This is a genomic window from Roseovarius sp. (assembly GCF_027019125.1).
Lineage (GTDB): Bacteria > Pseudomonadota > Alphaproteobacteria > Rhodobacterales > Rhodobacteraceae > Roseovarius.
This window is the reverse complement of sequence record NZ_JALUXE010000014.1, coordinates 115,665-140,628: the sequence shown is the minus strand read 5'-3', so window position 1 is coordinate 140,628 and position 24,964 is coordinate 115,665. Positions and strand designations below refer to the sequence as shown.

The 24,964-nt window shown below is 64.0% G+C and carries 27 protein-coding genes; 12 read left to right on the top strand and 15 right to left on the bottom strand.

The window, feature by feature from the left end; genetic code table 11:
- Positions 1-51 precede the first annotated feature (51 nt).
- The 3 genes from prpE to MVC20_RS06745 all read left to right on the top strand — a co-directional run bounded on the left by prpE (position 52) and on the right by MVC20_RS06745 (position 3,460).
- A complete protein-coding gene (gene prpE, locus MVC20_RS06755) occupies positions 52-1,941 on the top strand; it encodes a propionate-CoA ligase PrpE (RefSeq protein ID WP_297539660.1) in 1,890 nt (629 codons plus the stop codon).
- A gap of 305 nt (positions 1,942-2,246) precedes the next feature.
- Complete coding sequence (locus MVC20_RS06750) at positions 2,247-2,921, top strand: Crp/Fnr family transcriptional regulator (RefSeq protein WP_297539659.1); 675 nt, start codon at positions 2,247-2,249, stop codon at positions 2,919-2,921.
- Positions 2,922-2,983: 62 nt separating this feature from the next.
- Positions 2,984-3,460 (top strand): CIA30 family protein, encoded by a 477-nt coding sequence (locus MVC20_RS06745; RefSeq protein WP_297539658.1) that lies wholly within the window; start codon positions 2,984-2,986, stop codon positions 3,458-3,460.
- 56 nt (positions 3,461-3,516) lie between these two features.
- Here MVC20_RS06745 and MVC20_RS06740 read toward each other — a convergent pair whose 3' ends face one another.
- Positions 3,517-4,278, bottom strand: coding sequence for an NAD kinase (locus tag MVC20_RS06740; protein WP_297539656.1), 762 nt, complete (start codon positions 4,276-4,278; stop codon positions 3,517-3,519).
- A gap of 170 nt (positions 4,279-4,448) precedes the next feature.
- Here MVC20_RS06740 and glyA point away from each other — a divergent pair, with 170 nt between their 5' ends.
- Positions 4,449-5,756, top strand: a complete 1,308-nt coding sequence (gene glyA, locus MVC20_RS06735) for a serine hydroxymethyltransferase (protein WP_297539654.1) — start codon at positions 4,449-4,451, stop codon at positions 5,754-5,756.
- Positions 5,757-5,841: 85 nt separating this feature from the next.
- Here the strand turns inward: glyA and MVC20_RS06730 are convergent, their stop codons facing one another.
- Positions 5,842-6,210 carry a hypothetical protein gene (locus MVC20_RS06730; RefSeq protein WP_297539652.1) on the bottom strand — a complete coding sequence of 123 codons (369 nt, stop codon included), beginning with the start codon at positions 6,208-6,210 and terminating at the stop codon, positions 5,842-5,844.
- A gap of 89 nt (positions 6,211-6,299) precedes the next feature.
- Between MVC20_RS06730 and MVC20_RS06725 the strand changes: the two genes are divergently transcribed.
- The gene (locus tag MVC20_RS06725; protein ID WP_297539649.1) at positions 6,300-7,055 is read left to right on the top strand and encodes an alpha/beta fold hydrolase; all 756 of its coding nucleotides are present in this window, start codon (positions 6,300-6,302) and stop codon (positions 7,053-7,055) included.
- 16 nt (positions 7,056-7,071) lie between these two features.
- On the opposite strand, the gene MVC20_RS06720 is transcribed toward MVC20_RS06725, so the two are convergent.
- The 3 genes from MVC20_RS06720 to MVC20_RS06710 form a co-directional block, all read right to left on the bottom strand.
- Positions 7,072-7,257, bottom strand: a complete 186-nt coding sequence (locus MVC20_RS06720) for a CTP synthetase (RefSeq protein ID WP_297539647.1) — start codon at positions 7,255-7,257, stop codon at positions 7,072-7,074.
- A 146-nt stretch (positions 7,258-7,403) separates the two neighbouring features.
- Complete coding sequence (locus MVC20_RS06715) at positions 7,404-8,183, bottom strand: Bax inhibitor-1/YccA family protein (protein WP_297539645.1); 780 nt, start codon at positions 8,181-8,183, stop codon at positions 7,404-7,406.
- A 162-nt stretch (positions 8,184-8,345) separates the two neighbouring features.
- On the bottom strand, positions 8,346-8,549 hold the full coding sequence (locus MVC20_RS06710; protein WP_287000347.1) for a DUF1127 domain-containing protein: 204 nt from the start codon (positions 8,547-8,549) through the stop codon (positions 8,346-8,348).
- Between the two features lie 123 nt (positions 8,550-8,672).
- Here MVC20_RS06710 and MVC20_RS06705 point away from each other — a divergent pair, with 123 nt between their 5' ends.
- Positions 8,673-9,545 carry a LysR family transcriptional regulator gene (locus MVC20_RS06705; protein ID WP_297539642.1) on the top strand — a complete coding sequence of 291 codons (873 nt, stop codon included), beginning with the start codon at positions 8,673-8,675 and terminating at the stop codon, positions 9,543-9,545.
- Here MVC20_RS06705 and MVC20_RS06700 read toward each other — a convergent pair.
- Positions 9,532-10,494 (bottom strand): NADPH:quinone oxidoreductase family protein, encoded by a 963-nt coding sequence (locus tag MVC20_RS06700; RefSeq protein WP_297539640.1) that lies wholly within the window; start codon positions 10,492-10,494, stop codon positions 9,532-9,534. The two genes, MVC20_RS06705 and MVC20_RS06700, sit on opposite strands and share 14 nt — an antisense overlap.
- A 313-nt stretch (positions 10,495-10,807) precedes the next feature.
- Between MVC20_RS06700 and MVC20_RS06695 the strand changes: the two genes are divergently transcribed.
- Together MVC20_RS06695 and MVC20_RS06690 are read left to right on the top strand one after the other, a co-directional pair.
- Positions 10,808-11,182, top strand: a complete 375-nt coding sequence (locus tag MVC20_RS06695; RefSeq protein ID WP_297539638.1) for a helix-turn-helix transcriptional regulator — start codon at positions 10,808-10,810, stop codon at positions 11,180-11,182.
- 56 nt (positions 11,183-11,238) lie between these two features.
- The gene (locus MVC20_RS06690) at positions 11,239-12,030 is read left to right on the top strand and encodes an inositol monophosphatase family protein (RefSeq protein ID WP_297539636.1); all 792 of its coding nucleotides are present in this window, start codon (positions 11,239-11,241) and stop codon (positions 12,028-12,030) included.
- A gap of 69 nt (positions 12,031-12,099) precedes the next feature.
- On the opposite strand, the gene guaD is transcribed toward MVC20_RS06690, so the two are convergent.
- Positions 12,100-13,383, bottom strand: a complete 1,284-nt coding sequence (gene guaD / locus MVC20_RS06685; protein ID WP_297539634.1) for a guanine deaminase — start codon at positions 13,381-13,383, stop codon at positions 12,100-12,102.
- 136 nt (positions 13,384-13,519) lie between these two features.
- Between guaD and mgtE the strand changes: the two genes are divergently transcribed.
- Both mgtE and MVC20_RS06675 read left to right on the top strand, forming a co-directional pair.
- A complete protein-coding gene (gene mgtE / locus MVC20_RS06680) occupies positions 13,520-14,911 on the top strand; it encodes a magnesium transporter (RefSeq protein WP_297539632.1) in 1,392 nt (463 codons plus the stop codon).
- Positions 14,908-15,477: a 5-formyltetrahydrofolate cyclo-ligase gene (locus MVC20_RS06675; protein WP_297539630.1), complete on the top strand. Its 570-nt coding sequence runs from the start codon at positions 14,908-14,910 to the stop codon at positions 15,475-15,477. Before mgtE ends, MVC20_RS06675 begins: the two co-directional genes overlap by 4 nt.
- Positions 15,478-15,601: 124 nt before the next feature.
- Here MVC20_RS06675 and glp read toward each other — a convergent pair whose 3' ends face one another.
- Genes glp through MVC20_RS06650 form a run of 5 tightly spaced genes read right to left on the bottom strand, consistent with a single transcriptional unit; the run spans position 15,602 to position 19,659 of the window.
- Positions 15,602-16,774 (bottom strand): gephyrin-like molybdotransferase Glp, encoded by a 1,173-nt coding sequence (gene glp, locus MVC20_RS06670; protein WP_297539628.1) that lies wholly within the window; start codon positions 16,772-16,774, stop codon positions 15,602-15,604.
- Positions 16,771-17,247 (bottom strand): cyclic pyranopterin monophosphate synthase MoaC, encoded by a 477-nt coding sequence (gene moaC, locus MVC20_RS06665; RefSeq protein ID WP_297539626.1) that lies wholly within the window; start codon positions 17,245-17,247, stop codon positions 16,771-16,773. The genes glp and moaC overlap by 4 nt, the downstream gene beginning before the upstream one ends.
- Positions 17,247-18,062 (bottom strand): indole-3-glycerol phosphate synthase TrpC, encoded by an 816-nt coding sequence (gene trpC / locus MVC20_RS06660; protein ID WP_297539624.1) that lies wholly within the window; start codon positions 18,060-18,062, stop codon positions 17,247-17,249. Before trpC ends, moaC begins: the two co-directional genes overlap by 1 nt.
- Entirely contained in the window at positions 18,059-19,081 is a 1,023-nt protein-coding gene (gene trpD, locus MVC20_RS06655) for an anthranilate phosphoribosyltransferase (protein WP_297539622.1), read from the bottom strand. Before trpD ends, trpC begins: the two co-directional genes overlap by 4 nt.
- Positions 19,078-19,659 (bottom strand): aminodeoxychorismate/anthranilate synthase component II, encoded by a 582-nt coding sequence (locus MVC20_RS06650; RefSeq protein ID WP_297539620.1) that lies wholly within the window; start codon positions 19,657-19,659, stop codon positions 19,078-19,080. The genes trpD and MVC20_RS06650 overlap by 4 nt, the downstream gene beginning before the upstream one ends.
- Before the next feature lie 162 nt (positions 19,660-19,821).
- Here MVC20_RS06650 and MVC20_RS06645 point away from each other — a divergent pair, with 162 nt between their 5' ends.
- Together MVC20_RS06645 and MVC20_RS06640 are read left to right on the top strand one after the other, a co-directional pair.
- Positions 19,822-21,282 (top strand): divergent polysaccharide deacteylase family protein, encoded by a 1,461-nt coding sequence (locus MVC20_RS06645; RefSeq protein ID WP_297539618.1) that lies wholly within the window; start codon positions 19,822-19,824, stop codon positions 21,280-21,282.
- A 120-nt stretch (positions 21,283-21,402) separates the two neighbouring features.
- The gene (locus MVC20_RS06640; RefSeq protein WP_297539616.1) at positions 21,403-22,146 is read left to right on the top strand and encodes a 1-(5-phosphoribosyl)-5-[(5-phosphoribosylamino)methylideneamino] imidazole-4-carboxamide isomerase; all 744 of its coding nucleotides are present in this window, start codon (positions 21,403-21,405) and stop codon (positions 22,144-22,146) included.
- A gap of 10 nt (positions 22,147-22,156) precedes the next feature.
- On the opposite strand, the gene MVC20_RS06635 is transcribed toward MVC20_RS06640, so the two are convergent.
- The 3 genes from MVC20_RS06635 to trpE all read right to left on the bottom strand — a co-directional run bounded on the left by MVC20_RS06635 (position 22,157) and on the right by trpE (position 24,958).
- Positions 22,157-22,699: a pseudouridine synthase gene (locus MVC20_RS06635; protein ID WP_297539614.1), complete on the bottom strand. Its 543-nt coding sequence runs from the start codon at positions 22,697-22,699 to the stop codon at positions 22,157-22,159.
- A gap of 38 nt (positions 22,700-22,737) precedes the next feature.
- Positions 22,738-23,346, bottom strand: a complete 609-nt coding sequence (locus MVC20_RS06630) for a sulfurtransferase (RefSeq protein WP_297539612.1) — start codon at positions 23,344-23,346, stop codon at positions 22,738-22,740.
- Positions 23,347-23,446: 100 nt separating this feature from the next.
- A complete protein-coding gene (gene trpE, locus MVC20_RS06625; RefSeq protein WP_297539610.1) occupies positions 23,447-24,958 on the bottom strand; it encodes an anthranilate synthase component I in 1,512 nt (503 codons plus the stop codon).
- Between the last annotated feature and the right edge of the window lie 6 nt (positions 24,959-24,964).

Below are 24,964 nucleotides of genomic sequence, written 5' to 3'. Positions count from 1 at the left end.
CCAAGGCGGGGTGATCCGTAACACATAGCCAACGGATCGGAGGAGGATACCATGGGATACACTGAGGTTTACGAGCGGTCGCTTGCAGATCCCGAAGGCTTCTGGATGGAGGCGGCAGAGGCCATTGACTGGGTGAAAAAGCCCTCGAAGGCGCTGTTCGACCAAGCCGCCCCGCTTTATGAGTGGTTCAAGGATGGCGAGGTCAACACCTGCTGGAATGCGGTGGATCGGCATGTGGCGGCGGGGCGCGGCGCGCAGACCGCGATCATCCATGACAGCCCCGTGACCGGCATCAAGCAAAAGATCAACTATTCGCAACTGCGCAGCCGCGTGGCGCGACTGGCGGGGGCGCTGCGGGCCAAGGGCGTGGAAAAGGGCGACCGCGTCATCATCTATATGCCGATGGTGCCCGAGGCGCTGGAGGCGATGTTGGCCTGCGCGCGGCTGGGGGCGGTGCATTCGGTGGTTTTCGGCGGCTTTGCCGCGCATGAGCTGGCGGTGCGGATCGACGATTGTCAGCCCAAGGCCATCATCGCCGCCTCTTGCGGGATCGAGCCGGGACGGGTGGTGCATTACAAGCCGCTTCTTGACGGGGCCATTGAGCAGGCCGCGCACAAGCCCGAATTTTGCGTTATCTTTCAGCGCGAAGAAGAGGTGGCCAAGCTGATCGAGGGGCGCGATTTCGACTGGCACGCGTTCCAATACGGGGTGGAGCCGGCAGATTGTGTGCCGGTGTCGGGCGATCATCCGGCCTATATTCTCTATACCTCGGGCACCACCGGCGCCCCCAAGGGCGTGGTGCGGGCGACGGCAGGCCATCTGGTGGCGCTCAACTGGTCGATGAAGAACATCTACAACGTGAACCCCGGCGAGGTGTTCTGGGCGGCCTCCGATGTGGGCTGGGTCGTGGGGCACAGCTATATCTGTTACGGGCCGCTGATCCATGGCAACACGACCATCGTGTTCGAGGGCAAGCCGGTGGGCACGCCCGACGCGGGCACCTTCTGGCGCGTGATGTCCGAGCACAAGGTGCGCAGTTTCTTTACCGCGCCGACAGCGCTCCGGGCGATCAAGCGCGATGATCCCAAGGGCGAGTTGATCAAGAATTACGATCTGTCGCAATTGCGCGCGCTCTATCTCGCGGGGGAGCGGGCCGACCCGGACACGATCGAATGGGCGCAACGCGTGATGCAGGTGCCGGTCTATGACCATTGGTGGCAGACCGAGACCGGCTGGGCCATCGCGGGCAATCCTGCCGGGCTGGAGGCCTTGCCGGTCAAGATCGGTTCGCCCACGGTGGCGATGCCGGGCTATGACGTGCGGATTCTGGACGAGGGCGGGCATGAGGTGGCTCCGGGCACGCTTGGGGCTATTGCGGTGAAACTGCCGTTGCCGCCGGGGACGTTGCCGACGCTGTGGAATGCAGAAGCGCGGTTCCGCAAATCCTATCTCAACACCTTTCCCGGCTATTACGAGACTGGCGATGCGGGGATGAAGGACGAGGACGGCTATCTCTGGATCATGGCGCGCACCGATGACGTGATCAACGTCGCGGGCCACCGTTTGAGCACGGGCGCGATGGAAGAGGTCCTGGCCAGCCATCCGGACGTGGCCGAATGTGCCGTGATCGGGGCGGCGGACGAGTTGAAGGGGCAAACGCCGGTCGGGTTCCTGTGTCTGACCAAGGGCGTCAACCGGGCGCATGACGAGATCGTCAAGGAATGCGTCAAGCTGGTGCGCGACCAGATCGGCCCGGTTGCGGCCTTCAAGCTGGCGGTGGTGGTGGACCGTCTGCCCAAGACGCGCTCGGGCAAGATCCTGCGTGCGATCATGGTCAGGATCGCCGATAGCCAAGAGTACAAGATGCCGGCGACCATCGACGATCCCGCCATTCTCGACGAGATCAAGGTTGCCCTGCAAAGTCTTGGTTTGGCGAAATAAACCGGAAAAAGAGGGTTCCGGAGAAAGCCGGAACCCTCATCCCCCAGAAGGGACACTGGAAGAAGTGCTGCCTGGCGCGACGCACTCACAAACGTCAGGCCAGACAGCGGGACCGGTCGATAAATACCCGTCATGAAGACCGGGTGGCACTTGACCGGTATATCCCGCCATAAAGGGTAAGGGTTTGCGATAAGAAAAGGGCTTGGGACACCCTGACACGCGAGATACCTTTACTTTATGACAGGTTGTGTCGGACGCTTCTGTGAGGCATCTCACAGCTGTGAGAAAAAAGAGGAGTTTGACCCATGGCAGGTGAGGCCGCGCCGAAAACCGGGGCACGGGGGCTGGCCGGCATTCTGGAGCGGCACGGTCGCTTCGTTGACTATCCCAAGGGTCAAATGATCTATGCCACGGGGGCCCATGACAGCACGATGATGCTGATTACCAAGGGCCGGGTTGAAATCAGCCGCAGTTCTGTCGACGGGCGACGCTCGATCCTCACGCATCTTGGGCCTGGGGATATGTTGGGTGAGTTGGCCGCGCTGGATGGCGGCGCACGCAGTGCCGATGCGGTGGCGGCAACCGGGGTGCGGGGGCGCGTCCTTGAAGGGGCGCTTGTCCTGCAACGTCTGCGTGAGGAACCCGATGCCGCGCTCGATTTGATCGGGATGCTGTGCCAACGGCTACGCCAGACCTCGGGGATGTATACCGCGCATATGTTGGCGGATGGGCAGGCGCGTCTGGCGCGGCTGCTGCTGCATCTGTCCGAGAAATGGGGCGAAACGCTTCCGGGGGGCAAGCTGCGCCTGGCGGAGCGGTTTTCGCAATCCGATCTCGGTGATCTGGTGGGGCTGAGCCGCGAGAGCGTGAACCGGCAAATCCGCGACTGGGAACAGGCCGGGGTGATCGCGCGCGAGGGCATGGGCATCGTGCTCTGCAATCCGGCGGCCCTGGCGCGGGCGGCGCAGATGGCGGAATGAGGCGGGTGCTGGCCCTTGTCCTAGGAGTTTTGGCGGCACCCGGTGTGGCGCAGGAGGGCGGCATGCTCGATTATACCCCACCCCCGGCAGAGACGTGGCGCTATATCAGCGATCAGGTGATGGGCGGTATCTCCGAAGGTCAGGCGCAGGTTGCGGGGCCAGAGGGCGCGCGGCATCTGCGCCTGACCGGAACGGTCAGCACGGCCAACCGGGGCGGGTTCATTCAGGTGCGGGGCGAGTTGCTGGCCCCCTTGCCCGAGGGGGCGCAAGGCGTGGTGGTGCGCGTCCGGGGCAATGGTGAAGGCTATTTCATCCATTTGCGCACGCGCGGCACGGTCCTGCCCTGGCAGTATTATCAGGCTCCGATTGCAAGCGGGCCTGAGTGGCAAGAGTTGCGCGTGCCCTTTACGGCCTTTCGCGCCTCGGGGGCGATGTTGCGGGATGTGCCGCGCGCGGGTGATATAAAGAGCCTTGCCGCGGTGGCCTATGGGCGGGATCATCAGGCCGATCTGTCGTTCGAGTGGATCGGGGTGTATTGATGGATAATGTAAAATCTACGGGCTGATTTACGCTAAAATCTCTGCGAAAAGTCGGTTTATGTAAACTGCTCGCGCAGCAGGCGCTCTTCTAGCCCATGACCCGGATCGAACAGGATGCGGTGCTTGATGCGGTTTTCCGAGCGGATTTCGACCCAGAGCACGTTTTCCACCCAGCGGCTGTCGGCGTCGGCCATCACGGGGCGTTTTTCGGGATCGACCACATCGAAGCGCACCACGGCGGTCTTGGGCAGGAGCGCGCCACGCCAGCGGCGGGGGCGGAACGCGGCCACCGCCGTCAGCGCCAGCACATCCGAGCCGATGGGCAGGATCGGACCATGGGCGCTGTAGTTGTAGGCGGTAGAGCCGGCCGGTGTGGCAACGAGCGCGCCGTCGCACACAAGCTCTTCGAGGCGCAGGCGGCCGTCGATGGTGATGCGCAGCTTGGCCGCTTGAGGACCTGCGCGCAGGAGCGAGACCTCGTTGATGGCCAGCGCCTCGTGCAGGGTGCCGTCGAGGGATTCGGCGCGCATGGCGAGGGGATTGATCACCTCTTCCTCGGCGGCGATGAGGCGGTCGATCAGGTCGGTCTCGCTATATTCGTTCATCAGGAAACCGACGGTGCCGCGATTCATGCCGTAGACGGGGGTGTCGAGGGCCTGCGTGCGGTGGAGCGTGTGCAGCATGAAGCCGTCGCCGCCTAGTGCCACGATCACGTCGGCCTGATCCTCGGGCGCATGGCCAAAGCGGCTGGCAAGGGTGGCGCGCGCGGTCTGGGCGATTGGGGCATCGCTGGCGACAAAGGCGATCTTGCGGTGCATGGGCGGTCCTGTTTCCAAAAGGCGATGCTCTGGCCCGGATCGAAACACAATTCCCCTGCCAAGACCAGCCATGCCGGAGTTACAGGTGAAATCGTCGCTTTACATTCTTTCAAACCGAACGAGTTTCCTTTAGGAAAATGACCAATTCACCAATCTTTGGAGTTGCCCAAATGCCCCACGACGGACATCAGCCTGTTGCAGATCAAGGCTTTTTCACCGAATCCCTCGCCTCGCGCGATCCTGATCTCTTTGGCGCAATCCGCTCGGAACTGGGTCGGCAGCGCGACGAGATCGAACTGATCGCGTCGGAAAACATCGTATCCGCCGCCGTGATGGAAGCGCAGGGCAGCGTGATGACCAACAAATACGCCGAAGGTTATCCCGGCAAGCGCTATTATGGCGGCTGTCAGTATGTCGATATTGCGGAAAACCTGGCGATCGAGCGGGCCTGTGCGCTGTTCGGGTGCAGCTATGCCAACGTCCAGCCCAATTCCGGATCCCAGGCCAACCAGGGGGTGTTCACGGCCCTGTTGCAGCCGGGCGATACGATCCTCGGCATGAGCCTTGATGCGGGTGGGCACCTGACCCACGGGGCGGCGCCGAACCAGTCGGGCAAATGGTTCAAGGCCATTCAATACGGGGTGCGCAAGCAGGACAACCTGATTGACTACGATCAGGTGCAGGCGCTGGCGACCGAGCATCAGCCCAAGCTGATCATCGCGGGCGGATCGGCTATTCCGCGCCAGATCAACTTTGCCCGGATGCGCGAGATTGCCGACAGCGTTGGGGCCTATCTGCTTGTGGATATGGCGCATTTCGCGGGTCTCGTGGCCGCGAAAGAGCATCCGAGCCCGTTCCCCCATGCGCATGTGGCCACGACCACGACGCATAAAACGCTGCGCGGGCCGCGCGGTGGCATGATCCTGACCAATGACGAGGGGCTGGCCAAGAAAATCAACGCGGCAATTTTCCCCGGCATTCAGGGTGGACCCCTGATGCATGTGATCGCGGCCAAGGCGGTGGCCTTTGGCGAGGCGCTGCGCCCCGAATTCAAATCATACATTCAACAGGTGATCCGCAACGCGCAGGCGCTGAGCGACCAGTTGATCAAGGGGGGTCTGGACACGGTCACGCATGGCACCGACACGCATGTGCTGCTGGTCGACCTGCGCCCCAAGGGTGTGAAGGGCAATGACACCGAAAAGGCCTTGGGCCGGGCGCATATCACCTGCAACAAGAACGGCGTGCCGTTCGATCCGGAAAAACCCACCGTGACCAGCGGCATCCGGCTTGGCTCTCCTGCGGGGACGACGCGCGGGTTTGGCGAAGCGGAGTTCCGGCAGATTGCCGATTGGATCATCGAGGTCGTCGATGGGCTGGCGGCGAATGGGGCCGAAGGCAACGGAGCGGTCGAGGCCAAGGTCAAGGCCGAGGTCGAGGCGCTCTGCAAGCGGTTCCCGATCTATCCGAACCTCTGATTCCGGATCACGAGATTGCCCTGCGCGAGCATCGTCTTGCGCAGGGTTTTGTTTTTTTTCAACGTGTTGTGGGGCGCTCTTGAGCTTACCCTTGCCAGCGGACGAGGGCATAGATCAGCCCGGATAGCAGCATCAGGTTCAGCACGATTCCCCCGATCAGGCGCAGAACGGCCGTCTTGCGCGCCTCTTGCGGGTTGAGCGTCTCGAGATAGGCGTGCAGATCGGCAAAGGCGCGGTCGACCTGTGCGCGGTCGAGCACGCGGGCGAGTTTCGGATGGGACATCCAGTCTTGAGCGCCGAGAATGATGGCCGCAGCCCGGCGTTGGCGGCGGGGAAGACGCCGACCGGCGCGGCGCACTTGCCGCTCAAGCGTGGCGCTGCGCAGGCGCATACGATCCGCGAGGGCCTGTTGCAACCCTGTGACTCGGCCCTGAAACTCTTCGGTATCAATCACTTAATAACCCCTCTTGCGGCAGTTTACCGGCTGTGACGAGGCGCGGCAATAGGGCTGGAATCAGGCGTGAGGTGGCGGTATGACAGGCTATGTTGAACCGGATCGAATATGGCGCGCCGACCGAGCGGCCGGGATTGGTGATTGTGCACGGGCTATATGGTTCGGCGCGCAATTGGGGCGTGATTGCCAAACGGCTGTCGGACAGTCGCCACGTGGTTGCGGTGGATATGCGCAATCATGGTGCAAGCCCCTGGTTTGATACGCATTCCTACGCCGATATGGCCGGTGATCTGGCCGAGGTGATCGAGAGCCTTGAGGGGCCTTACGACGTGCTGGGCCATTCGATGGGTGGCAAGGCGGCGATGGTGCTGGCGCTGACGCGGCCAGAGCTGGTCAACCGGTTGGTTGTGGCGGATATTGCGCCCGTGACCTATGGGCACAGCCAGTTGCAATATATCAAGGCAATGCAGGCGGTGGATTTGACGCGGGTCGAGCGGCGCTCGGACGCGGCGGCGCAATTGCAGGCCACGGTGGATAATCCGGCGCTGGTGCCGTTCTTTCTGCAGGCGCTGGATGTGGCGGAAAAGCGGTGGCTGCTGAATCTGGATACGCTGGCGCGCGAGATGCCAAAGATTCTGAGTTTTCCAGATATTGCAGGGGTTTATGAGGGAAAGGTGATGTTCCTCACCGGGGCGGAGTCGGCCTATGTGACGCGCGAGCATCGCGACCGGATCAAGGCGCTGTTCCCGGCGGCGCAATTCGCCAAGATCCCCGGTGCGGGCCATTGGCTCCATGCCGAGAAGCCGCGCGAGTTCGAAGCGGCGGTGCGGACCTGGCTGGGGTGAACGGTAGCGGCGGGCCTCAGCGCAGTTCGTAGAGCTTCCTGGCGACGATATAGGACACCGGAAAGGCCGCGATGAACCCCAAGGCGGCAGCGATCAGGATTGGTCGGAGTGTATCCTGCCCGATCAAGAGCGCCGCTATGACCGCAGACCCTGCGAGTGTGGAACCGATGAAGAGGTGCAGGATCAGGCTAAGTCGGAGCATGACGAGGCTTTCTATGCGGTTGTTTTGCGTCATCTTGATGGGACGTGGGGCACCTTGCCTTGATCTGGGTCAGGGATGGGCGAGGGCCATGAAAAAACCCGCCGGAGGATGCTCCGGCGGGTTTCGCGTGTCGCGAAGGGCGAGTGTTATTCCTGTTGCCCCATGAACATCAGCAGGAACTGGAACATGTTCAGGAAGCTGATGTAGAGGCTGAGCGCGCCGTCATAGGCGGATTTGTCCAGCCATTCCTGATCGCCATGTGCCGCGTGCGCGACATAGGTGTTCTTGATCTCTTGCGTGTGAAAGGCGGTCAGGCCCGCGAAGATCAAGAGGCCGATGGCCGAGATGGCGAACATCATGGCCGGGCTTTGCAGGAAGAGGTTGATCAGCATTGCCACGACAAGGCCGATCACGCCCATGATCAGGAACGAGCCCCAGCCCGAGATGTCCTTTTTCGTGGTGTAGCCAAAGAGCGAGAGACCCGCAAAGGCGATGGCGGTCACGATGAAGGTCTGCACGATCGAGAAGCTGGTGAACATCAGGAAGATCGAGCTGAGCGAGATGCCGATCAGTGCTGCGAAGGCGAAGAAGCCAAGCTGCACGGCGGCAGCGGAGGCCCGGCGCAGAAGCGCGCCCCAGCCGAGGAAGATGAAGGCCAGCGGAGCCAGCATCACCACCCATTTGAGCGGCGAGAGATACAGTGCTGCACCAAGGCCCGACAGCATCTTGCCATTGGGCAATTGTGCGGCGGCTGCCGAAGGATCGGTTGTCACGGCAAGCCCCGCGATGGCCCATGCCGCAAGCGCCGTGATGAGCATGCCCACGGACATCGTGCCGTAGACCTTGTTCATGTGCGCGCGCAGGCCCGCGTCAATCTGGGCGGTGCGTGTGCTCGTCGCCGTCCGGATCGTGTTCAACTCTGCCATGTAACCCTCCGATATGTGAATGGCGGTCCCGATTTTGGGACATTGCCAGTAATATCGGAAGGCATGCTTGCAATTTCAAGCGTTCATGACTGTTTTCGACAGGTTTTATGCCGGTATTTCTGCTGCCTCCCCGGTGAGGGGGAGGCGTCGCGAAACGGGGCGTCAGCAGTGCAGCCGATGGGGCAAATCCCAGAAGGGGCGGCTTGCCTCGCGCAGCGCGGCCTCGCGCGTCAGACCGAGGTCCTCGAGGGCCGCATCGTCGAGCCGGTAGAGGGCGCGGCGCTGCGCCCATACTGCCAGCATTTCCGAAATGCGCGGGGTGCGCAGGACGGTGCGGAGGGCAGAGGTTTGGGCGTGGACGGTCATGGTCTTTCCTTTCCCTTTGGTGATGTGGCGAAGGGTTCGCATTTCGGATGTTGATCTTTTGCCTCGTTTCGTTCAATTTTAAAAATGAATGTTTGGCCGATTCATCATCAAGGATTGTGATAAATGCGAAATCTCGACATCACCACGCTGCGTTCGTTGGTGGCGGTCGCCGATCATGGCGGCGTGACTCGTGCCGCGACGGCGCTGAACCTGACGCAATCTGCGGTCTCGATGCAGATCAAACGGTTGGAGGAGATGCTGGATGTGACGCTCCTGGAACGCGCCAATCGGCGAGTGTCTCTGACCGCGCCCGGAGAGCAATTGGTGGGCTATGCGCGCCGTATGCTCGATCTCAATGACGAGGTGGTGGGGCGGCTGACGGAGGAAAACTTTGAGGGGGAATTGGCGCTCGGGGTCCCGCATGACATCGTTTACCCGGTGGTGCCGCGCGTGCTCAAGCAGTTCAACGCCGCCTTTCCGCGGGTCAAGGTCAACCTGCGCTCATCAAGCACGATGCGGCTGCGCGAGGCCTTGGCGCGGGGCGAGGTTGATGTGATCCTGACCACCGAAGAGGGCGTGGGCGAGGGGGGCGAGACGCTGACCGAAATGAACCTGCGCTGGACCGGCGCACAGGGGGGCGTATCGTGGAAACGGCGGCCGTTGCGCCTGGCGTTTTGCCGTCAGTGCATTTTCCGGCCCATCGTTCTGCGCAAGCTGGATGCGGCGGGAGTGGATTGGGAACTGGCGGTGGATTCCGAGGATGACCGCGCGGTCGAGGCGCTGGTGAGCGCCGATCTGGCGGTCGGCGCGCTGCTTGAAAGCAGTATCCCGCCCCATCTGGAGGCGATTCACCCTGGCGGGGCGCTGCCCGAACTGGGCGTGCAGAAGATAAACCTCTATGCCGGTGTCGGGCGCGACGAGGTCCGCGCCGCGTTGATGCGCATGTTGCGGCAGGGATTCGGCGCGTTGACGCCGCCGGTGTCTATTCCAGCGTGACGACAACCTTGCCGGTGGATTTGCGTGACCGCAGCAAATCGAGCGCCTCGGCGGCCTGTTCAAGCGGCAGCAGGTGCGAGACATGCGGGCGCAGGCGACCGGCCGCATACCAGTCAAAGAGCGTGGCCATGCTCTGTGTCAGGACCTCGGGGCGGAATTTGAGATAGCCGCCCCAATAGAGGCCCATCACGCTGATATTCTTGACCAGAAGATGATTGGCGGGGATTTGCGGCACGTCGCCGGATGCAAAGCCGATCGCCAGAATGCGCGCCTCGGGGTTGCAGGCGCGCATGGCGGCGGTGAATTGATCGCCGCCGACCGGATCATAGACCACATCGACCCCGCCAAGGGCGCGGCAGGTGTCGCGGATGTCCTGGCTGGCGGCGTCGATCAGGTGGTCGGCCCCGGCCCGTTTTGCGACATCGAGCTTGTCCGCGCCTCGGGCGCAGGCGATGACGCGCGCGCCCATCTGTTTGCCGATTTCCACGGCGGTGAGGCCGACACCCCCGGCTGCGCCCAGAACCAGCAGGGTTTCCCCCGGCTGCAGCCGCGCCTTGTGATCCAGTGCCACATGGCTCGTTCCATAGGCGACTTGAAAGGCTGCTGCCTCGGCAAAGCTCATGGCATCGGGCAGGGGCACGGCACGGGCGGCGGGAAAACATCCAAAATCGGCAAGCCCGCCCTGACCGCCAAAGACTGCGACGCGGGTGCCCGGCGCAGGGCCGTCGGTGTCGGGGCCCAGGGCCTCGACCGTGCCAGCCACCTCCATTCCGAGGGTGAAGGGGGCCTCTGGCGTGTCCTGATAGGCCCCCTTGATCATCAGGAGATCGGCAAAATTGAGCCCGCAGGCCGCGATACGCAGGCTGATTTCGCCCGAACCGGGGGTCGGGCGGGGCAGGTCGGTCAGGATGGGCTCGGCGCCCTTGGCGGGCAGGTGATAGGCGCGCATTGTGGACCCTTGTGATTCTACCGTTGCGGGATAATGCTGAAGCGGTGGTTAGACGAATTCGATTCGTCCTGTCAAACTGGCAACAGGCAAGCGGAAAAACGGGGATTCACCCTATCCAAAAGGATAGGTGCTCGTATAGATTGTGTTTCATTGGTATAGGTCACGCAAACGGATAGCGATATTTCTTGAATTTTAATGTCAACTTGGTAGGGTCCAGCACGCGCTGCTGGGATGCGTGGCGTCTGGTCCGGGACGTGTGTTTCGGGTCGTCGAATTACGATTAAGTCTCAGAGTAGGTAAGAAGGAACATTATATGCCGCACCCCGTTGATGTGCACGTTGGCAAACGCATTCGACACCGCCGCTGGCTGGTTGGTATGACCCAGCAACAGTTGGCCGAAAGCGTTGGAATCAAATTTCAGCAGATTCAGAAATATGAAACAGGTGCGAACCGCGTCAGCGCGTCGCGGCTTTGGGATATTGCCGAATCTCTGGACGTCGAGATCAGCTTTTTCTTCGAAGGTCTGGATCAGGACGGCGGTGTGGAGCGCGAAAAGAGCGATCCGGCACGGGCCGATCTGATGGGCGACAAGGAAGCGCTGGATCTGGTGCGTTCGTATTACGCCATTCCCGAAAACCAACGTCGGCGTTTGTTCGACCTTGCGCGGGTTTTGAGCGAGGTGGCTTGAGCCGGACCGGCCTTGGGTCTATCCCTCTGCGCAAGCGGTAGGAAAGGCGGGCCGGAATGGACAAGACAGATATAGTCAAGACAGCCCATGCGGTGGCCGATGCCGCGCGTGAGGCTGTTTTGCCGTTTTTTCGCATGGCTGGGCTGACGGCGGATAACAAGCTGCCCGATGGGCGGTTCGATCCGGTGACGGAAGGCGACCGCGCTGCGGAACGCGCCATGCGCGCGGCTCTGGCGCAGTTGCGCCCGCAGGATGGCATCCTTGGCGAGGAATACGGCGCGGTTGCAGGCACCAGCGGCCTGACATGGGTGCTGGACCCGATTGACGGCACGCGGGCGTTCATGTCTGGCGCGCCGACATGGGGTGTCTTGATCGCGGTTTCCGATGAGACCGGCCCCCTCTACGGGATCATTGACCAGCCCTATATCGGCGAGCGGTTCGAAGGCGGTTGGGGCGCGGCGCGGATGGCCGGGCCGATGGGCGCGCGGGAATTGCGGGTCATGGGCGCGCGGCCGCTGTCCGAGGCGATTGTCTTTACCACCTTTCCGGAATTGGGCAGCCCGGCCGAGGCGGCCGGATTTGCAGAGGTGGCAAGGCACGCGAAGTTGACGCGCTATGGGCTTGATTGTTATGCCTATTCTCTTGTTGCGGCGGGGCATGTCGATCTTGTGATCGAGGCGGGGTTGGCGGCCTATGACATTCAGGCACCGATTGCCGTGATCGAGGCGGCGGGCGGTATTGTCACGGATTGGCAGGGTGGTCCGGCGCATCAGGGTGGCCGTGCGATAGCCGCCGCCGGGCGCATGCAACACGAGGCCGCGCTGGAGATTCTGTCGAAAGTGGTGTGACGGCGGCTTTTGCCGATAGCTCCAATCCCCCTGCGTGACCGGGTGTTGCGTTGCTCTCGCGTTGCCCGCTCACACCGCCTTGCCCGCCACCCAAACCCCGGCAATGGCGCGGTCGTCGCCCATCATGATCGTGGGAAAGAGCGCCTCCCAGATATCCGTCGCGCGGGCGCTGCGTTGGGCGATGGCGGGGGTCGAGGCGAGATCGAGCGCGACAAGATCGGCCTCCATTCCCGGCGCGATATTGCCGATCCGTGCGCCCATGTGCAGCGCCTCTGCCGAGCCTGCGGTGGCAAGCCACAGAAGCTGGGCGGGATGCAGCGCCGTGCCGGTCAATTGCCCGATCTCATAGGCGGCGGCCATGGTGCGCAGCATGGAAAAGGAGGAGCCGCCGCCGGTGTCGGTGGCCAGGCCAACGCGCTGCCCTTCGGCCATGCGGGCCGCGAGATTGAAACAACCGGAGCCGATGAAGGTGTTGGAGGTGGGGCAATGGATAAGCGCCGCGCCCACCTCGCGCAGGCGGTCGCGCTCGCGTGGGTCGAGGTAGATGGCATGGCCGTAGAGCCCGCGCGCGCCGAGGAGGCCGTGGGTTTCGTATGTATCGAGATAGTCGCGCGCCTCAGGATAGAGGGATTTGACCCATGCCACCTCGTCCACCTGCTCTGACAGGTGGGTTTGCATCAGGCAATCGGGGTATTCCGCCCAGAGTGCACCCAGGGCGGCGAGTTGATCGGGCGTCGAGGTGGGCGAAAACCGGGGTGTGATGGCATAAGAGAGCCGGTCGACCCCGTGCCAGCGGGTGAGCAGCGCCTTGCTGTCGTCATAGGCGGATTGCGCGGTGTCGCGCAGCCCATCGGGCGCGTTGCGGTCCATGCAGGTCTTGCCCGCCACCACGCGCAGGCCCCGTGCCTGGGCCGCCTCGAAGAACGCGGTGACGCTGGCGGGGTGGATGGTGGCGTAGCTGGCGCAGGTGGTGGTGCCATGGGCGAGCATGAGATCGAGATAGCGGGCAGCGATTTCTGCCGCGTAGGTGGGATCGGCAAAGCGCATTTCCTCGGGGAATGTATAGGTGTTGAGCCACTCGATCAGGCGTTTGCCCCAACTGGCGATGATTGCGGTCTGGGGGTAATGGACATGGGCATCGACAAACCCGGCAGTGATGAGACGGGCCCCCATGTCGGTCGCTTGTGCCTGCGGCGCCATGGCGCGCAGATCCTGCGCGGAGCCGAGGGCGGTGATCAGGCCATTCTCGATCAGGAGCGCCTCGTGCAGACGCGCCGCCCCCTGCGGATCGTCCGCGAAGGGTGAGCGGTCGAAGGCGAGAATCTGGCCGGTGAGCAGGGTGATCGCTGACATATGCCCCCCTTGGGCGAAGGATTGCGCAGGGAGCAGGATAAGGGGCCACAGGGCCGGGGTAAATTGGCCCATTGTGATTGTTTTCCGCAAACCGGTTCTTTAATCCTGCCCGCAACAGGGATTGCAGGGGGGCACCATGGCAGAACAAGAACACGATCTGACCCCCGAGGTGGAAGAGCTTGAGGATGACACGCCGCTCACGCGATCGCTGATCGCGCGGATCATGTATGCGGTCGAGACACAGAACCGCGACATGCTCTGGGCCGAGATGGAGCCGCTGCATGCGGCCGACATCGCCGACCTTCTGGAGCAGAGCAATGCCTATGACCGGCGGCGGTTGATCGAACTCTACGGGCAGGAGTTTGACGGCGATATCCTGTCGGAACTGGATGAGTCGATCCGCGAAGAGGTGATCGGCCTCTTGACGCCCGAGGTTCTGGCCGATGCCGTCCGCGAGCTGGACTCCGACGACGTGGTCGATCTGGTCGAGGATCTGGAGGATCAGCAGCAAGAGGCGATCCTGAGTGTCCTCGAGGACAGCGACCGGGCAGCGGTCGAGCAATCGCTGACCTATCCGGAATATTCCGCCGGGCGCCTGATGCAGCGCGAAGTGGTGATGGCCCCCGAGCATTGGCTGGTGGGCGATGCCATTGATTTCATGCGCAATGCCCAAGAATTGCCGGAGCAGTTCTATCATATCGTGCTGGTCGATCCCCGGCTGCATCCGGTGGGCAATGTCACGCTGGGCCGGATCATGGCCGCGCGCCGCGATACGCCGCTCATGGATATTGTGGAGGAGACATTCCACACCATTCCGGTCACGCGCTATGACGGCGACGTGGCCTATATGTTCAACCAGTATCACCTGATTTCGGCCCCCGTCGTGGATGAGGATGGCCGCCTGGTGGGGGTCATCACGATTGATGACGCGATGGCGGTGCTGGATGAAGAGCATGAAGAAGACATCATGCGTCTGGCCGGCGTGGGCGAGGGGGGGATCAACGATTCCGTGATCGAGACCTCCAAGCAGCGGGTGCCATGGCTTGCGGTCAATCTGGCGACGGCGATTCTGGCCTCGCTTGTGATTGCGCAATTCGAAATGGCGATTGCGCAACTGGTGGCGCTGGCGGTCTTGATGCCGATTGTCGCCTCGATGGGGGGCAATGCCGGCACGCAGAGCCTGACGGTGGCGGTGCGGGCGCTCGCGACCAAGGACTTGACCGGCGCGAATGTCTGGCGGGTGCTCAGGCGCGAAACGCTGGTGGGGCTGATCAACGGGTTGATATTCGCGCTGGTGATGGGCGTGGTCGGGGTGGTCTGGTTCGGGGGACCCGAACTTGGCTATGTGATCGGTGCCGCGATGGTGATCAATCTGGTCGTTGCCGGATTGGCGGGCGCCGCTGTTCCTGTGATCATGGACCGGATGGGTGTCGATCCGGCGCTGGGATCGGGCACCTTTGTCACCACCGTGACGGATGTGGTGGGCTTTTTCGCGTTTCTGGGGCTGGCGACGGTGTTTTTGATATGAGCGATCTGAGTGAGGTGAAGGCAGCGGCGCGCAAGGCAGCCTTTGCGCGGCGGGCCGAGGCGCATCGCGGTCGCGGGCCGGGGGCGGCGGCGCTCTTGTCGGGGGTGCTGGCGGGCTATCGCGGGGTGCCGCTGGCGGGTTACATGCCGATCCGGTCCGAGATTGATCTGCTGCCCGCGATGGAAGAGGCGGCTGCGCATGGGCCGGTGGGCGTGCCGGTGATCCGGGGTGAGGGCCAGCCGCTTGATTTCTCGCGCTGGGGGCCGGGATGCGCGCTGCGGACAGGGCCGTTTGGCGCGATGGTGCCGGAGGCTGACGATTTTTTCGAGCCGGAGATTCTGATTGTGCCGCTGGTGGCCTTTGATCGGCGCGGCGGGAGGCTGGGCTATGGCGGCGGGTTCTATGACCGCACGCTGGAAATGTTGCGCGCGCGCCGTGGAACATTGGCGATTGGCTTTGCCTACGGCGCGCAGGAGGCGGCGGAATTGCCGCTTGAGCCGACCGATCAGCCGCTCGACATGGTGGTGACGGAGCTTGAGGTGATCAGTTTCGGCGGGCGCAGTTAAACTATCCGTTGCTTCTGATCGGGTTCATGTCGCCCCGGACCCCGGGTCGGGGCCTCGACGCTGCTTCGGTGCGGTCCCGGGTCAAGCCCGGGACGGGTGTGGTTTCGATGACGCGCAAAACGTACTAAAGCGGGAGATAGTCCATCATCTCGCCCACCTCGCGCGCCGGGTCATTGACCGGACGCACCATCAGCGCCTCGGCATTGGCGAGGATGCTCAGAAGCGAGCTATCCTGTTTATCCTCGGGGTGGATCCCTTGCGGCGTGAGGGCCGCGCGCATGTAATGTTCGCGTGGGCCGTTGGGCGGCAGGGGAACGGCCAACGGCGCGCGCAGGCGCGGCGCAGGCGCTGTGCTCAGACCGAGCATGGCGTTGATCATCGGCGCGATGAACACATGGCCACAGACCATGGCCGAGACCGGGTTGCCCGGCAGGCCGACCATGGCCGCGCCGTTCATGCGCCCGGCCATCAGCGGTTTTCCGGGGCGCATGGCGACCTTGTAGAAGGCGCGTTCCATGCCGAGATCACCCGCCACACGACCCACGAGATCATGATCGCCCACTGAGGCCCCGCCGATGGTAACGATCAGATCGGCCCCGCGCGTCAGGGCAAAACCGGCGGTGAGCGAGGCCACGGTATCGCGCGCTATGGGCAGAATGCGCGCCTCGGCCCCCATGGCGTCGAACAGCGCCTTGAGGCCAAAGGTGTTGGACGCGATGATCTGATCGGGGCCGGGGCTTTCTCCGGGCATGACCAATTCGTCGCCGGTGGACATAAGCGCCACCTGCGGCTTGCGGCGCACCGGCACGAAGGCCACGTTCATCGAGGCGAGAAGGGCAATATCGGCGGGGCGCAGGCGGCGCGGGGCGGTGATGGTCTGGCCTTCGCGAAAGTCACAGCCCAAGGGGCGGATATGATCCTTGCGGTCGAGATTTTGGCCTAGGGTGATGCGGTCGGCGTCGCGGGTCACATCCTCTTGTATGATCACGCGGGAGGCCCCGTGCGGAATGGGCGCGCCGGTGAAGATGCGCACCGCTTCGCCGGACGACACGGACCCGGCGTAGGCGTGGCCAGCGGCGGCCTCGCCGATCACCGTGAGGGTGGTGCCGGGTGCCGCATCAGCGCCGCAGATCGCATAGCCGTCCATGGCAGAGGCGGCGAATGGTGGCTGATCGCGCCGGGCGGCCACGTCACGGGCAAGGATGCGCCCTGCGGCCTGCGCCAGCGGCACCTCTTCGATGTCGAGCGGCTGCACGAGGGTGAAAAGATGCGCGAGGGCCGCGTCAACGGTGATCATGTCGCCTCATACCGCCCTGATTTTCCACCATCTTTCAGAATGACCCGGAGGCCGCCGATTTCCATCGCCTTATCGACGGCCTTGGTCATGTCATAGACCGTGAGGGCAGTGACAGAGGCGGCAGTCAGCGCCTCCATCTCGACCCCGGTCTGGCCGGTGGTCTTGACCGTCGCGGCAATGCGGACGCCGGGCAGGTCGGGATCAAGGGTCAGGTCCACCGTGACCTTGGTGATCGCGAGCGGATGGCAGAGCGGGATCAGGTCCGGGGTGCGCTTGGCCGCCATGATCCCGGCCAGGCGCGCGACGGCCAGAACATCGCCCTTCTTCGCGCGACCTTCGGAAATGATTTCAAAGGTTTCGCGGGCCATCTTGATGTGGCCTTCGGCGATGGCCACGCGCGCGGTCACGTCCTTGTCCGAGACATCGACCATATGGGCATGCCCCTGGCCATCGAAATGGCTGAGCCCGGACATCAGAATCCGCCCGGTGTGAGCGGATTGGCGAGCAGACTGCGGGTGGCCTGCGTGACATCCTCGGCGCGCATCAGGGTTTCGCCGATCAGGAAGGTGCGCGCGCCGTAGCGGGCCATGTCGGCCAGATCCTCGGGCGTGGCAAGACCGCTTTCGCAGACGATCATGCGCTCGGGGGGGACGAATTTGGACAGTTTCCGCGTCGTGTCGAGCGAGGTTTCAAAGGTGTTGAGATCACGGTTGTTGATGCCGATCATCCGCGACTTGAGACGGCTCGCACGGTCGAGTTCGTCGCGGTTGTGCACCTCGATCAGCGCATCCATGCCCCAGTGGGTCGCGGCCTCTTCCAGTTCGGTCGCCTGTGCGTCGGAAACGCTGGCCATGATGATCAGGATGCAATCGGCGCCCCAGGCGCGCGCCTCGGCCACCTGATAGGGGTCATACATGAAATCCTTGCGCAGCACCGGCAGGTTGCAGGCGTCGCGCGCGAGCCCAAGAAATTCGGGTGCGCCCTGAAAGCTGGGCGTGTCGGTCAGCACCGAGAGGCAAGTCGCGCCGCCTGCCTCGTAGGCCTGCGCGAGGGCGGCGGGATCGAAATCGGCACGGATCAGGCCCTTGGACGGGCTGGCCTTCTTGATCTCGGCAATGAGGCCATAGCCGGTCTTGGCAGCCTTGAGCAGCGCGTCGGCGAAGGGGCGCACGGGGGCTGCCTCATGCGCCAGCGATTCCATCTCGGCCATGGGATGTGCCGTCTTGGCGGCGGCGATTTCCTCGAGCTTGTAGGCTTTGATCTTGTCGAGAATGGTCGGGCTGGTCATACGGTCTCCGATGTCAGTTTCGCGAGGGCGGCGATCTTGGCGCGGGCTGCGCCGCTGTCGATGCTCTCGGCGGCCTTGGCCACGCCGTCGCGCAGGTCGCTGGCATGTCCGGCCACGGTCAGGGCCGCGGCGGCATTGAGCAGCACGGCATCGCGGTAGGCGCCGGGTGCCCCATCGAGCAGCGCGCGCAGGGCGGCGGCGTTCTCCGCCGGGGTGCCGCCCAAGATGGCCTCGAATGGATGCACGGGCAAGCCGAAATCCTCCGGGTGCAATTCGGTCTCGTGGATGCTGCCGTCTTCTTCGAGGGCGGCGACCCAAGAGATGCCGGTGATGGTCATCTCGTCGGTGCCGTCCGAGCCATGCACGAGCCAGGCGCGGGTCGATCCCAATTGCCCCAGCGTTTCGGCCATGGGGCGGATGAGATCGCGGGAGAAGGCCCCCGTCAGTTGGCGTTTGACCCCGGCGGGGTTGGTGAGCGGGCCGAGGATGTTGAAAATGGTGCGCGTGCCCAGTTCGGTGCGCACGGGGCCGACATGGGCCATCGCCGGATGGTGCATGGGCGCCATCATGAAGGCGATTCCCACCTCAGCCAGCGCGCGTTCGACCACGGGCACGCCCACCATCACCTTGATCCCCATTTCGGTCAGCGCATCGGCGGCCCCGGATTTGGACGAGAGGTTGCGATTGCCATGTTTGGCCACCGGCACGCCTGCGCCCGCCACGACAAAGGCGGTGGCGGTCGAGATATTGAGCGTGCCCTTGCCATCGCCGCCGGTGCCCACGATGTCCATCGCGCCCTCGGGTGCGCGCACCGCGTTGCATTTGGCGCGCATCACGGCGGCGGCGGCGGCGTATTCGTCGACCGTTTCGCCCCGCGTGCGCAGCGCCATGAGAAAGCCGCCGGTCTGGGCGGGCGTCGCCTCGCCTTCGAACAGGATCTGAAAGGCGGTTTCCGCCTCGGCACGGGTCAGCGGGCGATCAGCGGTGGCCCCGATCAGCGGTTTCAGCCGGTCGCTCATGCCGGGACCTTCATCATGTCGATGAAATTCTGGAGCAGGGCGTGACCATGTTGAGAGGCGATGGATTCGGGGTGAAACTGCACGCCCTGAATGGGCAGGTCGCGGTGTTGCAGGCCCATGATGGTGCCATCTGCCAGCTCTGCCGTGATTTCGAGGCAGTCGGGCAGGCTCGAGCGCTCCACCACCAACGAGTGATAGCGCGTGGCCTCGAACGGCGAGGGCAGACCGGCAAAGACGCCTTTGCCTTCATGGTGGATCTGGCCCATCTTGCCGTGCACGATCTCGGAATGGCGGATGACTCGGCCTCCGAAGGCCTGACCGATGGTCTGATGCCCGAGACAGACCCCGAGAAGGGGAATCCCTGCCTCGGCGGCGGCGAGGGTCAGCGGCAGGCAGATGCCCGCCTGATCCGGGTCGCAGGGGCCGGGCGAGAGCAGGATACCATCGGGGCGCATCGCCATCGCCTCCTGGACGTTGAGCGCATCGTTGCGCACGACGCGGGTTTGTGCACCCAATTCGCCGACATAATGGACGAGATTATAGGTGAAACTGTCATAGTTATCGATCAGAAGCAGCATTCGCGCCTGTCCTCATGCAAAGGGGGCTGGAGGCCAAGGGGCCGGTCGCGGTATACTTGTTCAGTCTTGCGCGGCACCGTCAAGGGGCGCTAGGCCGGATAACAGGCAAAACAGGCAGATCAGGGGGCAAAGGCAGTGGCACGCGGAGTATTGGCAGGCATGATGACGGGAACGCTGGTCTCGGGACTGGCGTTGGGCACGCTGTCTGTGCTGAGCGGCGCACCGGGCGAGGTCCCGCCCGAGGCGGTCAGCCTTGAAGTGCCGGCGGGATCGGGGTTCGATCTGCGGCGCGAGGATGCGGAAGCGGATCTGCCTGAAACACAGCCCGCGCCCGGGGCAGCGGCCGTGCCGCAGGTGGCCCCGCCCGCAACGGATGACAGCGCAGGGATCGGCGCGGTCGAAACCGCACCGGCGGCAGTGCCCGAGACGGGCGATGTGGCGGCTTTGGCCGATGCCCCCGAGGTTGCGGTCGAGGGGGCCGGTGTGACGGTCGAGAGCGATGATCCGGTGTTGCCCAGTCCGCAGGGGACGCCGCCGGTGGTGCCGTCGAGCGAGGGGGCCGTGGCGGTGTCAACCGATCCCGCGCAGCCGCCTGCACCTGCGCCAACCGAGGAGAGCGCGGGGCTGACTGTGCCGGAGGCGGCAACGGAAGAGAGCGAGACCGCTTCGATCTTTCCGCAGGAAGAGCCGGCACCGGTGCTGATCCCGGACGCCTCTGGCTCTGAGGGGGTGACGGATATGTCGCCCGAAGCCGAGGCACAGGCCGAGGTGGCACCCTTGCCCGAGGCTGACGCAGAAACCGAGAGCGGTCCCAAGACCCTGCCTGCGCTGGGCACGATCGGCAACCGGGCCGAGGGGGTGACAACCAACCGTTTACCCAGTGTCGGCGCACCCACGCCGGAGACGCCAGAGACTGCGGTGGAGAGTGTCGTAGAACCTGAGACGGTGAAAGGCGCGCTCGCGCGCAATCGGGTGGCGTTCGACAATCCCGAGGGCAAGCCGCTGATGGCGATCATCCTGATGGATGACGGGCAGAGTCCGATCGGGATAGAGGCGCTCCAGAGTTTTCCCTATCCGCTGAGTTTCGCGGTCGATGTGACCTGGCCCGGCGCGGCAGCGGCGGCGGAGCGTTATCACGCGGCCGGGTTCGAGGTCTTGGCCATGGCCGATCTGCCAGAGGGCGCGCGGCCCGAGGATGCCGAGGTGGCGATGCAGGCGTGGTTTGCGCAGGTGCCGCAGGCGGTGGCGGTGCTGGAGGGCACGGGCGCTGGCCTGCAATCGAATCGCGAGGCCACGGCGCAACTCGCCCCGATCCTGAAAGAAAGCGGGCATGGCTTGGTGATGCATCCGAATGGCCTCAACACCGCGCAAAAGCTGATTGCGCGCGAGGGCGTGCCCTCGGCAAGCCTGTTCCGGGATTTCGACGGGCAGGGGCAGAATGCCGCCGCGATCCGCCGATTTCTGGATCAGGCCGCGATGCGTGCCGATCAGCAAGAGGGCGGCGTGATCATGCTGGGCCGTTTGCGGGCCGATACGATCAGCGCGCTTCTGCTGTGGGGCTTGGCGGACCGGGCGGCGAGCGTGGCGCTGGCACCGATCTCGGCGGTGTTGGAGGCGGAATAGCCCCCGAGGGCCGGTATCCGACTCAGGCCGCGAAAGGGCCTCATGATGCCGCACCGGGGACAGCCGGGATGGCGGATTGCGCCCACCTTACGCGCAAATCCATTGCGAAAGGGCACGGCGATGATCCTCTATCCCACCTTGGAAATTCTCGACGGCAAATGTGTCACCCTGACTCGTGGGCGGCTGGACGAACCGGTGCGTTGGCATGTGGACCCGGTCGAGACTGCGCGCAGCTATGCGGCGACGGGCGCCGAGTGGATGCATCTGACGGACATGAACGGGCTGCGTGGTGCGGGCGACAACGATGATCTCATCGAGCAGATCATCCGTGCCGTGGGTATTCCCGTGCAGCTTGGGGGCGGGTTCCGCACGCGTGAGGCGGTGGAGCGCTGGATCGACAAGGGGGCAGGGCGGATCGTGCTGGGCACAATGGCCGTGCAGAACCCCGATGCGGTCAAGGCCTTGGCCAAGTATCACCCGGATCAGATCGTTGTGGCCGTCGACATATATCAAGGGCAGTTGATGACCGATGGTTGGCGCACGGCGTCGGCCTTTGGCCCGGCCGAGTTCATCGCAGCCTTTGACGGTGTGCCGCTGGCGGGTTTGTTGATCACCGATATTGACGCAGATATCGAGGATAGCGATGGCAGTCTGGGGCTGATTTCCGGGCTGGCGGCTGGAACGCGGCATGCCGTCATTGCGCGCGGCACGGTTCGGACGGTCGATGATGTGGCGCGGCTGCGCTATATTCCGAATATCGCCGGCACCATGATCGGACGCGCTCTGATGTCCAAGGATGTCGACCTGGGCGAGGCGCTGGCGATTGCGCGCGCGGTGCCTGAGGCGAAGGCGGAGTTTCTCTGAGACAGAGGTCTCAGCCCCGCCATTGACCGGGGCTGAGCCCATCCAGCGTCCACTCCCCGATGCGCCAGCGGATCAGGCGGAGCGTGGGATGGCCGATATGGGCGGTCATGCGGCGCACTTGGCGGTTGCGCCCCTCCGAGATGGTCAGTTTCAGCCAGCAATCGGGGACGGATTTGCGAAATCGGACAGGCGGTGTGCGGGGCCAGAGAATTGGCGGCGCCGCCCGTTCCACGCGCGCGGGGCGTGTTGGGCCGTCGTTGAGCGTGACACCGGCACGCAGGGCCGCGAGGGCCGCGTCATCGGGCAGGCCCTCGACCTGGGCGTAATAGGTTTTTTCCATTTTGAAACGCGGGTTTGCGATGCGCGCTTGAAGTTGGCCGTCATCCGTCAGCAGCAGCAGCCCCTCGCTGTCACGATCCAGCCGGCCGGCGGGATAGACGCGCGGCACGTCGATGAAATCCGAGAGCGTGGCGCGGGGGCTGCCTGCGCTTCCACGGTCGGTGAATTGCGACAGCACGTCATAGGGCTTGTTGAAGAGGATGAGGCGGGCCATGTGCCTGTCTTGCCCGAGGGCACAGCCCGCCGCAAGTCTCAGTTATAGCCGGGGCGCAGACCCGCGCGCACCTTGTAGGTCCAGGGGAGACCGGCGTTGCGCCAGCCGTTGACGACGCGCGCGCCTGCGTCGTTCGTGTCGCCTTCGAACCCGTCCACCACATTGTAGAGCGTCACATCCACCCCGGCCTCTACCAGCCGGGAGATTGCCGCGGCGCTGCGTGAACCGGAGCGGCACATCACCAGCAGGGTATCCACGCCCTTCGCGGCATCGCTGGCGAGCCAGGCGTTCACCTCGTCCACGAAAGCTGGATTATCGACCATTTTATACATGCCCTTCTCGGCATCGAAAGCGAGGGCCGGGTCCATCAGTTTCGAGGGGATATTGGCGGCGGCGGCGGTGGCGTAGCCGATCAGGTTCACCTCGGACGGGGTGCGCACGTCGATGAGGGCGACATTGGGGTGGTCAGCCAGCACGCGGGCGGCATCGGCGGCGGTGATATAGAGACCGGGGGCGGTCTGTTTGCTCTTGCTGAGCGTTTCGGCGGCCACGGGCTCTTGCAGGGTCAGGGTCTCGCTGGCGGCGCTGGCGAGCGGCGCAAGGGCCAGTGACAGGGCCAAGAGGGCCGGTGCGGCGAATCGGGTCATGTGGGTCATGGGCTTCCCTCCATTATATTCCTAAATAGGAATATGAAAGGATAGCCTTAAGCCTGCGAACGCGCGCGCACAATGACCTGAGTCAAATGGCTCAGCCGTTGGTGTCGCCGCCAAAGCGCGCGGCATCGGCGGCGGCACGGCGGATGGCGTTGGATTTATGGACGGTTTCCATATATTCCGCCTCGGGGTCGCTGTCATAGACCACGCCGCCGCCGGCCTGAATATAGAGTTTGTCCTCTTTGACCACAGCGGTGCGCAGGGCGATGCAGACATCCATGTCGCCACCCGAACTGAAATACCCGACCCCGCCGCCATAGACGCCGCGTTTCTCGGGCTCCAACTCGTCGATGATTTCCATCGCACGGACCTTGGGCGCGCCCGAGACCGTGCCTGCGGGCAGACCGGCCAAGAGGGCGCTCAGCGCATCCTGATCCTCGGCCAAGTCCCCAACCACGTTCGAGACGATGTGCATGACGTGGCTATAGCGCTCGATGATGAATTTCTCGGTCGGATGTACGGTGCCGATCTTGCAGACGCGGCCCGCGTCGTTGCGGCCCAGATCAAGCAGCATGAGATGCTCGGCCAGTTCCTTTTTGTCGGCGAGAAGATCGGCCTCGAGCGCGCGATCCTCTTCGGGGGTGGCACCACGGGGCCGGGTGCCCGCGATCGGGCGGATCGTCACCTCTTGGCCGAAGACGCGCACGAGGATCTCAGGGCTGGCACCGATCACCTGAAAGCCGCCGAAGTTGAAATAGAACATGAAGGGCGACGGGTTGGTGCGCCGCAAGCTGCGATAGAGCGAGAAGGGGGGATGGCGAAAGGGTTGCGTCCAGCGTTGGCTGGGTACGACCTGAAAGATGTCGCCTGCGCGAATGTAGTCCTTGGCCTTTTCCACGGCGGCCTTGTAGCCTTCGCGGGTAAAGTTCGACACCGGGGCCGCGTCTTCACGCGCTTCGCCGAGTCTGCGGCTGGATTGCGGCAGGGCACGTTCGAGGTCGCGCACGGCATCCATGACCCGCTCGGCGGCCTGTGCATAGGCGGCACGCGCCGATTGTCCGCTACTGACCCAAGCGGGGGCCACGACCATCACCTCGCCCTTGACGCCATCCAGAACCGCCACGACCGAGGGGCGGAGCATCACGGCATCGGGCAGGCCAAGCGGATCGGGGTTCACATCCGGCAGATGCTCGACCAGCCGGATCATGTCATAGCCCAGATAGCCAAAGAGACCGGCACTCGCGGCCGGCATGCCTTCGGGCAGGGCGATGCGGCTTTCGGCGATGAGGGCACGCAGGTTGGCCAGGGGATCGCCTTGCTGATCCTCGAAGGCGTCGTGATCGAACCGGGCCTGACGGTTGATGCGGCTGGCGGTGCCATGACATTGCCAGATGACATCGGGTTTCATGCCGATGATGGAGTAGCGCCCGCGCAATTCGCCGCCCGTCACGGATTCGAGCAGGAAGGCATCGCGCGCCGCACCCGTCAGCTTGAGCATCAGCGACACGGGCGTGTCGAGATCGGCCGCAAGCCGCGCATGTACCACCTGATTTTCGCCCGCCTCATAGGCGCGGGCGAAATCCTCGAACGACGGGGTCAGTTCCAATTGCGC

Bases quoted from the DNA above. Each gene is read 5' to 3' on its own strand.
- prpE (WP_297539660.1), top strand. From the start codon at position 52: ATGGGATACACTGAGGTTTACGAGCGGTCGCTTGCAGATCCCGAAGGC.
- MVC20_RS06750 (WP_297539659.1), top strand. From the start codon at position 2,247: ATGGCAGGTGAGGCCGCGCCGAAAACCGGGGCACGGGGGCTGGCCGGC.
- MVC20_RS06745 (WP_297539658.1), top strand. From the start codon at position 2,984: ATGCTCGATTATACCCCACCCCCGGCAGAGACGTGGCGCTATATCAGC.
- MVC20_RS06740 (WP_297539656.1), bottom strand. From the start codon at position 4,278: ATGCACCGCAAGATCGCCTTTGTCGCCAGCGATGCCCCAATCGCCCAG.
- glyA (WP_297539654.1), top strand. From the start codon at position 4,449: ATGCCCCACGACGGACATCAGCCTGTTGCAGATCAAGGCTTTTTCACC.
- MVC20_RS06725 (WP_297539649.1), top strand. From the start codon at position 6,300: ATGTTGAACCGGATCGAATATGGCGCGCCGACCGAGCGGCCGGGATTG.
- MVC20_RS06720 (WP_297539647.1), bottom strand. From the start codon at position 7,257: ATGCTCCGACTTAGCCTGATCCTGCACCTCTTCATCGGTTCCACACTC.
- MVC20_RS06715 (WP_297539645.1), bottom strand. From the start codon at position 8,183: ATGGCAGAGTTGAACACGATCCGGACGGCGACGAGCACACGCACCGCC.
- MVC20_RS06710 (WP_287000347.1), bottom strand. From the start codon at position 8,549: ATGACCGTCCACGCCCAAACCTCTGCCCTCCGCACCGTCCTGCGCACC.
- MVC20_RS06705 (WP_297539642.1), top strand. From the start codon at position 8,673: ATGCGAAATCTCGACATCACCACGCTGCGTTCGTTGGTGGCGGTCGCC.
- MVC20_RS06700 (WP_297539640.1), bottom strand. From the start codon at position 10,494: ATGCGCGCCTATCACCTGCCCGCCAAGGGCGCCGAGCCCATCCTGACC.
- MVC20_RS06695 (WP_297539638.1), top strand. From the start codon at position 10,808: ATGCCGCACCCCGTTGATGTGCACGTTGGCAAACGCATTCGACACCGC.
- MVC20_RS06690 (WP_297539636.1), top strand. From the start codon at position 11,239: ATGGACAAGACAGATATAGTCAAGACAGCCCATGCGGTGGCCGATGCC.
- guaD (WP_297539634.1), bottom strand. From the start codon at position 13,383: ATGTCAGCGATCACCCTGCTCACCGGCCAGATTCTCGCCTTCGACCGC.
- mgtE (WP_297539632.1), top strand. From the start codon at position 13,520: ATGGCAGAACAAGAACACGATCTGACCCCCGAGGTGGAAGAGCTTGAG.
- MVC20_RS06675 (WP_297539630.1), top strand. From the start codon at position 14,908: ATGAGCGATCTGAGTGAGGTGAAGGCAGCGGCGCGCAAGGCAGCCTTT.
- glp (WP_297539628.1), bottom strand. From the start codon at position 16,774: ATGATCACCGTTGACGCGGCCCTCGCGCATCTTTTCACCCTCGTGCAG.
- moaC (WP_297539626.1), bottom strand. From the start codon at position 17,247: ATGTCCGGGCTCAGCCATTTCGATGGCCAGGGGCATGCCCATATGGTC.
- trpC (WP_297539624.1), bottom strand. From the start codon at position 18,062: ATGACCAGCCCGACCATTCTCGACAAGATCAAAGCCTACAAGCTCGAG.
- trpD (WP_297539622.1), bottom strand. From the start codon at position 19,081: ATGAGCGACCGGCTGAAACCGCTGATCGGGGCCACCGCTGATCGCCCG.
- MVC20_RS06650 (WP_297539620.1), bottom strand. From the start codon at position 19,659: ATGCTGCTTCTGATCGATAACTATGACAGTTTCACCTATAATCTCGTC.
- MVC20_RS06645 (WP_297539618.1), top strand. From the start codon at position 19,822: ATGACGGGAACGCTGGTCTCGGGACTGGCGTTGGGCACGCTGTCTGTG.
- MVC20_RS06640 (WP_297539616.1), top strand. From the start codon at position 21,403: ATGATCCTCTATCCCACCTTGGAAATTCTCGACGGCAAATGTGTCACC.
- MVC20_RS06635 (WP_297539614.1), bottom strand. From the start codon at position 22,699: ATGGCCCGCCTCATCCTCTTCAACAAGCCCTATGACGTGCTGTCGCAA.
- MVC20_RS06630 (WP_297539612.1), bottom strand. From the start codon at position 23,346: ATGACCCGATTCGCCGCACCGGCCCTCTTGGCCCTGTCACTGGCCCTT.